Origin of the sequence: Faecalibacterium hattorii, from assembly GCF_003287455.1 — a bacterium.
In the GTDB taxonomy this organism is placed as follows: domain Bacteria; phylum Bacillota; class Clostridia; order Oscillospirales; family Ruminococcaceae; genus Faecalibacterium; species Faecalibacterium hattorii.
On record NZ_PRLC01000003.1, the window covers coordinates 126,078 to 140,482 of the forward strand.

Sequence of the window (14,405 nt, forward strand, 5' to 3'; positions counted from 1 at the left end):
GCGGCCGTCATTGGCAGCTGAGGGCATTTTTGTAACCTCAAAAAAGGCACGTCACACCGCAATTTGCAGGAAAAAATCAGCCGCTTTTTGCGAAATGACGTTAGAAAAAGCCTTTTTCACACGGGCCGTCAGCGGCTGCATTTCAGGTGTAGTTGTGTTAGATGTCCGTTAGAAATATGCAGTGCTGCCGTTGCTGTGCCAGCTCACAGCAGGCTTCCCTGTCTGAACGCAGCGTTTCCCGAAAGCCGGGAGATGCTGCGTTTTCTCTTGCCCGCATTGGGCTGAAAGGGAAGCCGCCATGTCAACATTCCGCGTCAATAAAAACGTCAACTACACCGTTATGAGCAACCACCACCTGCAGGATAAGAGGCTGTCCCTGAAGGCCAAGGGACTGCTGTCCTATATGCTCTCCCTGCCGGACGATTGGGATTACAGCCTGAAAGGGCTGACCGTTGGTTGCAAGGATGGTCTGGACAGTGTACGCACCGCTGTTCTGGAACTGGAAGAACACGGCTACGTCCGCCGTCAGAAAGTCCGCAATGCCAAAGGGCAGATCATCGACTACGATTATCAGGTTTATGAATCGCCTGTTGAGGACGCTCCTGCCGTTCCCGGCAAGGAAGGCGGGCCGTCGGACCCGTCCGCAACCAAAAGCCCGAAAAGCCGCATGAAACCTTGTTCTTCACCATTTTTGGATTTTCCAAATTTGGCTGAGCCCAATTTGGAAAAGGCAACGCAACAAAATACTAATAAACAAAATACTAAAAGACAAAGTACTAATCTATCAGGGCCGACAGGCGAATCCGCAGATTTTGACCAGATGGAAGCACAGGTACGGGAGGAGTTCCGGGAACGTTTGGAGATCGACACCCTTGCCCAGAGGTACGACCCCGACAAGCTGGAGGAACTGCTGGACAACATTGTGGAGATGTACTGCTGTCCTCGGCAGACCCAGTACGTCGGCAAGCAGCCGCAGACCACCAAAGCCATCCGGCTGCGGCTGGACAAGCTGACCAGCCAGCACATTGAGTACATCTTCGATGTGATGTCCAACACCACCCAGCCCATCAAGAACATCATGGCCTATCTGCGCACCACCATCCTGAACGCCCCCACCACGATGGAGCACTACTATCAGGCGCAGGGCAACTGGCTGACCGCACAGAGCCGGAAGGAGTGAACGCCGTTTTCCACAAAGACCGCAAAACACGTTGAAAATACAAAGGAGAATTTCCATGAAGAACACGAACGCCGTCCGCACCGAGATCCATTACGCACAGGTTGGGGAGTATCAGCTGCCCCTGCTCACCCTGCCGCAGACCGACAGCCGCGAACCTCTGGGCAAGTACGCCCGGATGCGGCTGGCCTACCTCAAAAACCAGCGCCCCGTGCTGTACAACCAAATGCTGCTGAACGGTACGCTCTGGCCGCATTTGCAGGATGTCCAGAAAACGGCCTGCGCGTGGCTGGAACGCACGATGACCACTCTGTTAGACAAGTACCCGCGCCGGGCAAAGAACACTCACAGCTTCTCTGGGCGGCCCATATGAACGGGCTGAAAGCGCAGGCGGAGGAGGTAGTGGTGAGGGAAATCGTGTATGCAGAGTGATTTCAACTGTTTTTCATGTTTCTGTTTCAGCATCAAAAACGCCTAGACGCGATTTTATGTCTTGATTTTGAATATTTTCCGCAAATATCAATATTAAAATTTGATTTTCTGCCAAGAATGGAGTATACTGAACCCAGAAAACACTTGGGAGGTTTTGCGATGCTGCTTCAATTTTCTGTCACGAACCACCGTTCCATCAGGGATACCGCCATCATCAGCATGAAGGCATCCACAGATAAAAGTCTGTCCGACTGCCTGATTTCGCCGGACGAGAAGAAACAGCTTGTACCTGTACTGGCACTGTACGGCGCAAATGCAGCCGGGAAGAGCAATGTTCTCCATGCTCTCCTGCTCATGCGGGAAATGGTCTGTGGCCGATATGCCAAGCTGCTGAAGGGCGAGTCCCTTCCGCAGGAGCCGTTTGCTTTCACTGACCAGCCCACACAGCCGACCAGCTTTGAAGCCATCTATTTTTATGGCGGCATCAAATATGCCTATGGGTTCTCGTTTGACAAGTCCAAAGTCCTGACCGAATATCTCTATCACTGGCCGAATGGCCGAGAAGCCTTGATTTTTTCAAGAGAAAACAATGGCTATCAGTTCCGCGAGAATATTCAAGAGCAGTTCACGCTTGCTGGACGAACTGCTGAAAATCGCCTTTATCTGTCCAGCTCGAACGAGTGGAACTGCCCCCAGACTGAAAAGGCATATCTGTGGTTCTTTGAAAAACTGACAGGCTTTATGGGAACCGAAATGCGGCTGGATGCTACATTGTCTGCCATCCGGCAGGGCGGCTCTGAAAAGAGCCGTATCCTGCATGAAATGCTGTATGCAGACCTCGGTATCAAGGACATCCGCATTACAGGCTCTAAGGAAGAGCCTATCATTTCCGCACTGCACACTCTCGATGCCGAAGATGGCACTTCTAAGGGTTTCTGGCTCCCGTTGGGTCAGGAATCCGTTGGGACACAGCGTTTCTTCTCTCGCATCGGTATGTGGCTTGCGGCTTTGGAATCCGGCTCTGTTTTGGTAGTAGACGAGATAGAATCCAGTATGCACCCGCTGCTGACAAGGCATCTGATCGGAATGGTGCAGGATGCCGCTATCAATACAAACCATGCACAACTCATCTTCACAACACACGATACCGGACTTCTCGACCTGACGTTGCTGCGGCGCGATCAGATTTGGTTTGCAGAGAAGAACGAAAAGACCATGCAGACCGATATTTACGCCCTGACCGAGTTTTCTCCCCGGAAAGGTGAGAATATCTCCAAAGGGTATCTGCAAGGCCGCTATGGTGCGATTCCGTTCATTGGAGGGGATGCAGCATGGGCAGAATAAAAGAGATCAGCCGCAAGTCTGCTCACACCAGAAAGCGCAACCCGGTGGTGTATCTCATCTGTGAGGGCAGTGAAACCGAGATCCGCTATTTCAAACGTTTCCGCAGCCGAGGGTGCAATATTGATATTATCCCGATTTCTTCTCAGTATAAGTCTGCCGACAGGCTTGTGCAAAAGGCCAAAGCAACGATGGGCAATAATCCATACTACCCGGAAGATGGTGACTCCATCTGGTGCGTATTTGACCGTGATGATAACTCCAACGAAGTTCTTCTGCGTGCCAAACAGTCCGCTCAAAAGGAAGGCTATCATTTGGCCTATTCTAACCCATCTTTCGAGTTGTGGTTCCTACTGCACTTTGTAAATCAACAGGCAGAGGTTGAAGATTGCCAAGCATTGATTCGATTACTGAAACAGCCGGGCAGACTTCCTGATTATGAGAAAAACAAGGATTACTTTGACGTTTTGAAGCCTTTGCAGGCAACTGCGATTCAGAGAGCGAAAGCTCGTGCTGACCAAGTTCAGAAGCAGGGTCTCGAACCGATTTCACGGCAGAGCAATCCGTTGACAACGATTTGGGAACTGGTAGAGTATTTGAACTCCAAGGTTTGAACCACATCACTTGAAAATATAGTAAAGCCCACAGACCGGATTTTATATCTGGCCTGTGGGCTTTTTATGAGGTACAGTATCTATTATTTTCAACCAGAGACTTCTTTTCACTCGGAAAGTTCTTTGTGATTATATAATTATCTCCGCTTCATTATGTATATAAAATTGTGACAACCATACATCATAAATCATTCGAGAGGAACAAGTTCATTCGTTTTCTTTTCAATATTTTGGAACACTTTATAATAGTTATAAATCGCCGCCCTTAAAGATTCACATTTTTCCATATCATATTCATTTGAACAGCTGTCACATTTCCCATCACAAGATGGTATGCTTCGATTTTTTATGGGATGTAATTTTTGATGGCATTTTCCGTACACCAGTTTAGCATGTGCTAATTTATTTCGAGGTTTAATCAACTCATCACTATATTTTTGTGAGAAATCTTCTTGAGCAATCGGTCCGTCATCAAAAAATTTCACAATCAACCCCATAAGAGCATAACGATCCTTATTATCCATCACATACTCAACGGATTGAATCGCGTTTTTTATAAATGATTTTCCTACTTTTTTGTTTAATCCCTCAAAATTTTGTCCAGATTTAGATGCAGCACTTTCAACATACTCCTTTGCTTTTCGGACAATCACATCCTGTTGTTCTGAACTTAACTTTTCAAATAACGCTATTGTTGTCGATTGGCAAATATAGTCAAATTCCGAGGTGCTATCCATTATAAGCCCTCTTATATTTGATATACGATACTCTCTTTTTAGATTTTTTTGAACAACACGGCCTATAATTTCCAGAAGATTTGCACGATCGGCCAAGAAAACACCATTCAATTGATCAGAATTTTTTAGAGAACTTTCCATGTTTTCCTTGTCGCTTGAATAAAAAACAATATCTGTATAGATTTCCTTGCTGCGAAGTTCGCGTATCACAGCATCACCAGTTGTACCAGATAGTGCAAAGTCCATAAGAATCAAATCATAAAAATCAAAGGATGTTGCATCAAAATTTTCTAGCTTTTCACTTTTGAACTCATCATAGTCGCTATAGCTTTCAATGTCTGCATCCATAAAACGGTTTTGAATAGCTTGAACTACAAGTTCTTTTGTTGAGTCAACATAGTCTTCTGCATCATCAATCCACAGAATTTTATACGTCATATCCATATTCTGCACGCTTTCTTTTATGGCATTTCAATAATGAACTTTGCTCCAGAGGGTGTTGCATTCTCCGCACAAATGGTTCCCTTCATTTTTTTGATAACCGTCTTAATATTGTATAAGCCGATTCCTGTTCCACCTGTGTTGCTGAACCCGAAATCAAATATTTCATTTAAATCTACTGCTCCAAAGCCATCACCATCATCCCATAATTCAATATAGGCTTTCCCCGAAATATCTTCCATCGATAAATTAAAGTTTCTGGCATGGCTTTTTTGTGAATTAGACAAAAAATTGTCCAAAACAAGAGAAATGTTTTGCGGTTGAAATTTAATTATATGCTGGCCGGAAGTTTCAACAGAAATGTGAATATTGAAATACTGCTGTTGGAGAACATTCATTAAGTATTCCCGACAAAAAGCAAACAAGTCCTCCTTAATTGAAGCATCTTCAATATTAAATTTAGCAATTGCGCTATATTTCAATGAACTTAAAATTTTATCTGTGGCAACCGAGATTGCGCCGAGTTCTCTATAATTTTCAATTCCTATTTTTCTAGCCAAAGTTGTTACACTGTTCCTTATCGTTAGGGCGTTCGTCTTTACCAAGTGAGTTTTTGCCGAGAATGTTTTTTGGTCTTCCGTAATCGCGCTAAAAATAGTATAGCTTTGGGCTTTATATTTTTGAATATTATCAGAAGCGACTTCCAATTTTTTTTCGGTGACACGATTCTTTATCTCTAACTCTTGGCGTGCCGCTTCGGCTGCTTTAAGCGCAGCCTCATGCTCTTTTTTTATTTTATCTTCTTCTTCACGAATCTCCTGTCCAACTTTCACACGCTGCACAATCAAAGTGGAAACAATCGGCTTTACCAAACTAATTAACAAGGCAACACGTTCATCATCTTCAGCAAACCCCTGTCGATTAGATGTCGCAATATCTCCCAAAGAATTATCGTCTAGTACATCAAAATTGATTTCGCCTTCTATATAATTCGAAAATGCCTGTGTGTTTTTCAAATACGGCATAAAATCTTCGACAGCAAGTTTTTTTCTCACATAAAGTCTTAATTGTGTGGATTTATATGCCTTATTTTTCAAAAATAATGGATCATTAACTTGTGCATCATCTTTTTTTATGCTGGCATGAATTCCAATCCATCCGGTCAAGCTATACGGAATTTCTTTTTCCGAAAGAGAACCATCCTCTTTAACAAAATGTCGTGTTCCACTGGTGTTATAGGCTGATTCATCAATAATAACAGTATGTCTTGGTTTTCTTCGAACAGTGTCATCCGCAGATGGAAAATAAACGCTTTCGGCTATTCGACTTTTTATATTCGATTCGCTGTTGTCAAAAAGAGCATAGAAATTCCGAAATGCAATATTTTTTGCTACTTCTTGAAATCCAATTGGCGTATTTTTTTGATACCTAACAGCTAATTCGATTTTTCCGGATATAGAATCCAGAACATAATAATCCGAAAGTCTAGCCTTTAGCCCTTCAATTGACTGAATTCCAATGTTTGTCAGGTCAACATTTTTAAGCTTTATCATCGTTCCAGAAGTAAGCTTATCCCAGTATTCTGCTGACAAAACTTCAACTTGAGAAAGATTAACTCTATTTAACGATGGTATCTCAGACTCGCGCTCGTTGCTCATATCAAAATACCATGCGGATTCTTGTCCGGCAGATTTTGATATAAGATAATATTTACTAGATAAATATAAAGCTGCGAGTTTTCCGATTCCCTTTCGCCCCATAACTTTGTTCTTTGAAACTTCATCTAGCGAAAGGTCTTCTCGTTTGTTTTTTCCAATTAAAACATATTTTTCTGCAAGATCTGAATATGTCATTCCTGTACCATTATCGAAAATTTCTATCTCAGAGTTTTTCTTGTCACTCATGTCGATAAAAATTCGTACACAGGTTGCCTTAGCATCAAGTCCATTAGCAACAAGCTCCGCTATTGCTGTCCATGGATTTGAGTATAATCCCTTGCCTAACAGTTTAAGTGCAAAGTACGAGAAATTGAAAAAGATTTTATCATTGGTATTGTCCATTGATTTTACCTCATTTCAGAGTTTTCTCAAATTGTGATGCTAGTCGTAAAGCCAGCAATGGAGGAACAGCATTCCCGATTTGTGTACAAACATCCGATTTGAATCCCTCAAACTTGTACCAATCTGGGAATGATTGTATTCTCGCTCCTTCGCGTGGAGTTAATGCACGATTTTGGCTATAATGAATACATCTCAAACTAGAAACAGTTGTCAAATTGTTGGTTATCGTAGGTGATGGTTGATCCGCTATTAAACGTCCATAAGTATTCGCATAGCCAGATGTTAGCCTATAAGATTTATCGATTTTACCAGAATCAACCAATGCATTAAATTCATTTTTTCCTTCGCCCTGCTTCACATGTTGTATAACAGCTCTGATTTTTTCACTATAACACCCACAGAAGTGTTGCGTTAGTTCATTTGACCCATGTCGCATGAGTTCTTGATACTTATTCTGTGGTAGCTGCTGATAAGAACTTATGCTTTGTCCTTCTAAAACTTCTGGAAGATCGGATATTGCATCCTTTATAGTAAGGTGCGCAGACTTTTCTTTTGGAGGACAGTTCCATTTTAAATTCAAGTCGTTTCGGATGCCTACAATGAAGACCCTTTCTCTATTTTCAGGAACTCCATAGTCCATAGCATTCAATCGTTCCGTCCAAATGTTATAGCCCAAACCATTTCCAAGATTTGAAAACTGATCATTTAAAATCTCCATAACAGATTTACCATAATGATCTATAACAGGCTTTTTTCGCGGCGTTAACGACTCTCTGCCCTCAACATCTTTTAATTCATACAAGATATTTCCAGCTGCATCTCTTTTATAGAATATTTCTCTCATCGATAAAATGCCTCGGACATTTTCAAACAAGAACATTTTTGGACGAGCAATTTTTAACACTCTCAAATATTCCGTATACAGTTGTGCTTTTTCGTCGTAATTTCGTTGTCCAACGGTACTAAAAGACTGGCATGGTGGTCCACCAATTATCAAATCAACTGGTTCCGATCCAATCCATTTTCTTATGTCACTTTCTTTCAAGGACTTTATATCGCAGTTTTTCATAGGAATATCAGGATAATTTTCAGAGTATGCTTTAGCTGCAAACGGATTGTATTCATTTGCAAAAACGAATTGATTTTTTCGATTCCTGACAAAATGGTCTTTGTATTTTCTATAATAAAATCCAAATGTTAGTCCTCCAACTCCAGAGAACAGGTCAATTATTCTCATTTTCAAAAATATCCTTTGCAATAATTTCAAAAAGTGAACATTTAAGATTTCTCTAAAAGTTGGGCAAAAGAATAATATACACTCTTTCCGCCAATGCCATTATATCGTCAAAAACCAATTTAGCATTACTTTTACTATGATAATCTCAAAAAACTGTTCTTGTATACCTATATTTTCAATCTTAAAGCTTGTGACGCTATAAAATCGTTTTTTATCACAACGCCCTCAACAGCGTCAAAAACTCATCAAAGCGATATGCACCCTCCATCTGCAAGTCTTTGTTCTGGAACACCATATAATAGCGGTATGCCTGCTTGCCAGCGGCATCCTGCCATGCACGACCCAGACGAATTTTTTCTCTGGACTCTGCATTTTCCAGCTGGTCGCCTTTGGTTTCAATCAGAATAATCTTTCCGCTGGTCGTGCGAACGATAAAATCCGGGTAATGGTTGCGGAATCCGTTCAAACAGAACGAAAACTTGTTACGCTCCGGGTTGCGATGCCACCAGCGGATATTGTCCATGTTGGTCATTGCCAGAGCCATTTTATATTCCAGACCATCCATCTTGCCCTCGGTCTGGTACAGGCTCTTGCTCATTGAAGAAGTGCTATCCGGGAGGGTGATATACTCCGTCAACTGAAAGCGGGGTTCACATACGATTTTCTCCGTTTCCAGCCACTTGTAGAAGTTTTCTCGTGCAGTTTCCTCTTGAAGCTGCATGACGTATGCACGAATTTTTGCTGCAAAGTTAACAGGCATCCGTTCCAGCGCGTCCAGCTCTTCGCGGTTCATATTATCCACGATACCATCGACATAACGCCGCAGTTCATTATCATCCACCGCGTTCATCTTGCAAAGGCTCTTGTGGATAATATCCTTGCAGATACGCAGTTTATCCTCGCCCGGAAGCAGTGGAAACTGCCTGTTCATGTACTGCTGATAATCATCTTTCAGCTTGGAGATACGCGGTGTCGTGGTATCGCGGTCTTCCAAATCGACCTGCGCCAAATCGTCGTCCAGATGGCCGAAGTCGATTGCGCTGGGTTTTCCTTTCAGAGAAAAATCCAAAAGCAGCTGGGCTTTATCCAGCTCCGTTTTCCCTTCCGGATCTAAAAGGCTTGGCAACGTTTTTAAGTAGAATTTCGGCAATTTAAGGGTGCGCACATCTTCCAGAAATTCTGGATTTACATGGGAAACATCCACTTTGTCCTGCACCTCCAGCGGCAAATCGCTCAACGGGTCATTCTGGTGCTGCTGCATAGCAACATCAAAATCGTTCTGTTCCTTTTCAGAGCGGTCAAAAATATTCTGCACCGAGGGAGAAACACTTGCCTTTGCCAAAGTGTTGCCCAACAGTGTCGGGTCAAAATCCAAAAACTCTTCTTCCGCCGATGCCGCAGGCATTGCTTCGTTTGTCGGCTGTGCCGGGAAGATGGTCTGCTCCACTTTGGGCAGCGGCTCGACCGGGGCAGCTTCTTCCTGCACACGGTAATCGTGGTCCGTGAAGCCTGCGTTATTCAAGCCCTTGACGATGCCGTCCAGCGTACGCTTGAAGTCCGCAGACGAGGTCAGAACATACGAAGTATTCAGGATCGGAGAAGAATGTTTCCGGGTATAGGGCAGGCGCAGAATACGCCCCACGATTTGCTCCACATCCACCTGACTGGTGCGGTTCGCCAGCGAAGCAAGGATATACGCAAAGGGGCAGTCCCAACCCTCTTTCAAGGCATTGACTGTAATGATAAAGCGAATCGAACACTTTTCCGACAGCAAGTCCACATTTTTCAACTCGTTGATTTCCGCCGTCTTGATGGCAATTTGCTCTGCTGGAATGTTGGCAGTAATCAGGCGTTGGCGCAGTTTTTCAAAAGTCGTTGCATTTTCTGTGCTCTTGGGTTGCGCCTGAAACAGCACGATGGGGCGAATGTAGCTGCCACCCTTTTCGTAGGCATCTTTTGCGTGAATTTCCAGTGTCCGCTGCATCTCGATGGCATCATGCAGCACATCCTGCTGGCTGTTGCGGTTCATCACAATGACAGGCAACTTGACCATGTTCTCGCGTTTCAAGTGAATCGCATCCACAATGGAGATGATGTTGCTTTCCTTAGTGGGCGTTGCCGTCAGATCCAGCACAAAGCAGGGATTGAAGTTTTGCAGCATCTGCTTGCTCGGGTTACTGCGCGCATGGTGGCTTTCGTCCACAATGACCAGCGGATGCAGCTGATTAATGACCTGCATCAAGGCGGTCGGGTCGGTATCTTCCAGCGGCATATCAGGTTCGCCCAGTGCATTTGCCAGCGCAACAAGGCTGCTGTTCTCCTGCTTGGCCTTGAGCCGCTCCTTCTTGCCACGGAACGAATCGTAAGACAGCACCATGATGGAAAGCTGCTCGTTGACCGTAGAGATATTGAAGTGCTGCCCCATCAAAAGCTGTTCTTTGGTATACACTTCTACACGGCTGCCAAAGGCAACATCAATTTTCTGGCGGTAAGGATGTGCAGGGTCACGCAATGCAGCCAAGGTTTGGGTCAGGATAGCATCTGACGGAACCAGCCAAACCACTGCACGGCGTTTTACCACACCCAGTGCGGAGAAAATCGGCTCGATGGCATTTGCAGCCAAAAATGTTTTGCCGCCGCCCGTAGGAACTTTCAGGCAGACATTTGGCACACCAGGCAGAAGATTCTGATACTTGGGCATTCCGCCAAATCCGACTTTTACATCTTTCTCCTGCCAGAGCCGAGTATAGGCCGTTTCGATGTTCTTTGTCTGCATCAGGATTTCCAGATAGCGTTCCAAATCCCGAATGACGGCTTTCTGATATTTTTTCAATTCCATAATACGGCTACTCTCTTATCACGGCTACTCTCTTATCGTGGAATCTCAGGTGGCAGATAATTTGAAAGCGCATCTGAAATCTCCCTGCGTAACGCTCCATTCAACAAAACCAGTACTTTATTACAGTATTCTTTGTTTTCAATTTTTAGGAAATGTCCAATTGAGATTATCAGCCCTTTTTCATTAAACACTCTCAATATCTTTGCGTAATCACCATCATCCAGTACACTTTGAAACCTTGTCTTTTCCTCATCTCTTACTCTATCGTAGTCAATCGATTCTAACGCAGTGTCTAAGCTATGTTTAAGTTCATCATTATTTTTTGACGACAACTCAATCGATGCTAATTGATATTTCAAATGCGCAACTGTGCTTTGACAAATCTGCCGCTCTTTTTGACTAGAAAAGCGTGCATGGATGGATTTACTGATTTCATCAAAACACCTATCAGGATCCATTGCAAACCGCTCCGCCATCAGTCGAATTAATTCTTCCACTAAAAATAGATTTTCAACTTCGGCCACTTCAAGAGTATAAATATTTTCCTTTTTATATTTTTGAATCTCATAATCGGATCGATAGTCTCTATCAATAAGCCCATATACTTCGCAGTGGTGTAACGAAGGGCAATTGCGGAATGCCTTTGTCCTTGCAATAACACGTGTACAGCTCCCACAAGCAATCACATAATAATTGGGGTATAAAATAGTGTACAATTGGGTATCATAACTATTTTTCTCACCCTCGACAAATAATACATTCTTTCGACTTCCTAAAATATCAAAAAGTAATTCCTCTGGAAGGTCATTACTCTCCAATTTTTGAAGTTTCCAATGCTCCCCATTAAATTCTTTGATCCAGATTTTATCTGCATTTCCATGTGCGGCAGCAAATTGCGTATCATGCGTGATATAAATAAACAAGCAATCCTGTCGATATCTTTCTAATGCATTCCAGAGTCGATTCATAATAGACCGATTAAGATGCACTTCTGGCTCATCAATAATCAGTGTTTTATTCTGTGGGACACAAAGCACCTGTGCAGCTAGATAAAGTACGGCTCTTTCGCCATCACTCATTTGAGTAGAACTATATTCAACAGTTTTCCCCTCTTTGTCAAAGTATGCAATAAACTTTGAGTCTACAACCTTTAGATTTCTTTGCGGAAAAATTTCATTCCAAATTAAGATCAATTTATCAATTGCTGTTAATGGCGGTTCTGGATAAGATTCCTTATTTGTTGCAGCTTTACATTCCTGTGCAAATTTATCATTATCATTATTTTTGAGTGCAATAATCGCTGCGAGAACATCATCAAAATCATTTAAAAGTTGCGTAGTAAAATTTCCCCATCCCCATCGATATCCTTTATTTCTATCGTGCTTTCCACTTGCATCGTCTGTGCCAAAAAGCACAAAATCCTCGGCCTGAGAATAACTTTTAAGCGGAATGTTTTCTTTGAAATTAAGATTTCGTTGAGCGCCAATGCGATGGATATTGCTCATGTTCTGTTGCTCAATCCATGCACCAAGCTTGCTCTTTCCTGACCCGTTCGCACCAATGATGATAACCGAATTCGATGCCGCTTTATTTTCTGTTTTGTTTCCATTTTCATCTGGAAGCCAGTATGTGAAGTCCATAATCTTTTTTCTCCTTACACCCGCGCAATGTCGCGCGGAATTTTCTTAAACGTAATACCAAACCGCAGCAAGTCACTCTCACTCAATGCACAGCGGTCAGCATAAATCAGATAGTTTTCCGCTTTTTCCTGGATGGTAGACAAAAAAGCATAGTCCAACACGCATATCTGGTCTGGCTCATAGTAGAAATAGTAAGCGGTGTGGTTGTTCTCACCGAGAAAATATGGGCTTTCGTTCTGTTGATTCACCGCAGGTTTCTTCGTTTCCGTATACCAGATGTAGTCACGGATTTTGTCTGTGCCGATGCTTTCATTCAGGTTGCCATCCGGCAGAAGCAGCCGCTCGCCCAGTTCGTAGTAACTGAAATTGCCACCAGTGCCATCTACTTTATCACTTGCTTTATTGATTGCCGTTACTTTAAGGTGTCCATCAATAATTTGGGGGGCTTTTACCGTCGAATACGCCGACTTTGCTTCTTTAGCAACAGCTTTCGCTTCTTCTAGTAGTGTTGCACCCTCCGCAAGGTTTTTTGTGGTAATTTCTTTGTCATATAAGACAGCTTCACTATCTGTTTTATAACCCGTTATTATATGTTTTACCCTCTCTGCCGTAATGGTATCTGCATAATTTTCCATTTCAACTAGAATAAATTTGCGATGACCCCCATCCATTTTATTCATGTTCAATACTGCATGGGCAGTTGTTCCAGAACCTGCAAACGAATCTAATACGATAACATCCGGGTCAGAAATCATTTGGAGGATACGTTCTATCAGCTCATGCGGCTTAGGTGTGCTAAATATGTCTGTCACTCCAAAAATGGATTTCAAAAAAGCTTTTGCTTGTCGCATGGTTGCAAGGTCATTCCAAATCGTCGGGTAAGGGCGTGATGGATTTTGGGGTGCATACTCGCGCGAGTAAGGCTCCCAAACCTCTTTTCCCATTCGATTTCTACGTTTCCAGACTAGTGTTCCTGCGGCAATATGTTTGGCAATTCCATCCTTTCCCATCGCCCATCGAGCTTCTTCGCCATTATCATGAATAGGATAGACCTCGGAACCATCTGGTGCGATTATCGGAAAGTACATAGTTGGTCTATCTGTGCGCAAACTATTTCTACCATTTTTCTTTACCAAACGATCCCTGTACCGTCGCCCTTGCTCATCTACAAACCCATAAGCATTAACAATTCCAGGTGCTTCCAGTTGCTTGAACTTTTTTAAGCTTGGATTCTTTCCATAGAGAAGGATGTACTCATGATCTGGCGTAATAGGAACTTTGTTATCGTTTGGGCTATCAACTTTTCGCCAAATAAATGTTGCTATAAAATTTGATGCGCCAAAAATCTCGTTGCAAATCAATCGAAGATTCGCAAATTCAATATCACTAATACTAATGAAAATCGCACCGTCATCTGCCAGAAGCTTTTGCAGAAGCATCAGCCGAGGATACATCATACAGAGCCACTTGTCATGGCGTGTCAAATCTTCGCCTTCTTTGCCAACCGGCTGGCCTTTGAGTGTTTCTTGTAGCCATCTCTGAATGCGAGGATCGTTGACATTATCGTTATAGCACCACTTTTCTTCGCCAGTGTTGTAAGGAGGATCGATGTAGATGCACTTCACCCGGCCCTCATACTGCGGCAGCAGAGCTTTCAGGGCTTCCAGATTATCGCCGTGGATAATCATGTTATCACTGCCGTTGTCCTCGGTGTGCTTGCCCATTTCGTCAAAGCTATACTGACGCTCCAACACACGGAACGGCACTTCCTGATGATGATTGACAACTTTGCTTTTTCCGATCCATTCCAAAGTAGGCATGGTGTTTTCTCCGTTTCTCTGTGAAAGTTCTTTCACGTTTAATAATAACAAGTTGGGCGGCAAAGCG

At 43.3% G+C, this 14,405-nt stretch carries 10 protein-coding genes; 4 read left to right on the plus strand and 6 right to left on the minus strand.

Going from position 1 to position 14,405, the window contains the following annotated elements; genetic code table 11:
• Positions 1–298 precede the first annotated feature (298 nt).
• From C4N23_RS13780 to C4N23_RS03215, 4 genes are all read left to right on the plus strand, one after another.
• A complete protein-coding gene (locus C4N23_RS13780) occupies positions 299–1,180 on the plus strand; it encodes a DUF6017 domain-containing protein (protein ID WP_146746463.1) in 882 nt (293 codons plus the stop codon).
• 55 nt (positions 1,181–1,235) lie between these two features.
• Complete coding sequence (locus C4N23_RS03205; protein WP_242983706.1) at positions 1,236–1,550, plus strand: TnpV protein; 315 nt, start codon at positions 1,236–1,238, stop codon at positions 1,548–1,550.
• Positions 1,551–1,726: 176 nt separating this feature from the next.
• Positions 1,727–2,953, plus strand: coding sequence for an AAA family ATPase (locus tag C4N23_RS03210; RefSeq protein ID WP_242983707.1), 1,227 nt, complete (start codon positions 1,727–1,729; stop codon positions 2,951–2,953).
• Positions 2,941–3,564, plus strand: coding sequence for an RloB family protein (locus C4N23_RS03215; RefSeq protein ID WP_112144003.1), 624 nt, complete (start codon positions 2,941–2,943; stop codon positions 3,562–3,564). Before C4N23_RS03210 ends, C4N23_RS03215 begins: the two co-directional genes overlap by 13 nt.
• A gap of 188 nt (positions 3,565–3,752) precedes the next feature.
• Here the strand turns inward: C4N23_RS03215 and C4N23_RS03220 are convergent, their stop codons facing one another.
• The 6 genes from C4N23_RS03220 to C4N23_RS14165 form a co-directional block, all read right to left on the minus strand.
• On the minus strand, positions 3,753–4,745 hold the full coding sequence (locus tag C4N23_RS03220) for a DNA-binding transcriptional response regulator (protein WP_112144005.1): 993 nt from the start codon (positions 4,743–4,745) through the stop codon (positions 3,753–3,755).
• A 17-nt stretch (positions 4,746–4,762) separates the two neighbouring features.
• Positions 4,763–6,802 (minus strand): ATP-binding protein, encoded by a 2,040-nt coding sequence (locus C4N23_RS03225; RefSeq protein WP_112144007.1) that lies wholly within the window; start codon positions 6,800–6,802, stop codon positions 4,763–4,765.
• A 10-nt stretch (positions 6,803–6,812) separates the two neighbouring features.
• Complete coding sequence (locus C4N23_RS03230) at positions 6,813–8,039, minus strand: DNA cytosine methyltransferase (protein ID WP_112144009.1); 1,227 nt, start codon at positions 8,037–8,039, stop codon at positions 6,813–6,815.
• Positions 8,040–8,253: 214 nt separating this feature from the next.
• A complete protein-coding gene (locus tag C4N23_RS03235) occupies positions 8,254–10,878 on the minus strand; it encodes a DEAD/DEAH box helicase (protein ID WP_112144011.1) in 2,625 nt (874 codons plus the stop codon).
• Between the two features lie 32 nt (positions 10,879–10,910).
• Positions 10,911–12,518 (minus strand): DUF4435 domain-containing protein, encoded by a 1,608-nt coding sequence (locus C4N23_RS03240; protein ID WP_112144014.1) that lies wholly within the window; start codon positions 12,516–12,518, stop codon positions 10,911–10,913.
• Positions 12,519–12,532: 14 nt separating this feature from the next.
• The gene (locus C4N23_RS14165) at positions 12,533–14,338 is read right to left on the minus strand and encodes a site-specific DNA-methyltransferase (protein ID WP_242983708.1); all 1,806 of its coding nucleotides are present in this window, start codon (positions 14,336–14,338) and stop codon (positions 12,533–12,535) included.
• Positions 14,339–14,405: the final 67 nt, after the last annotated feature.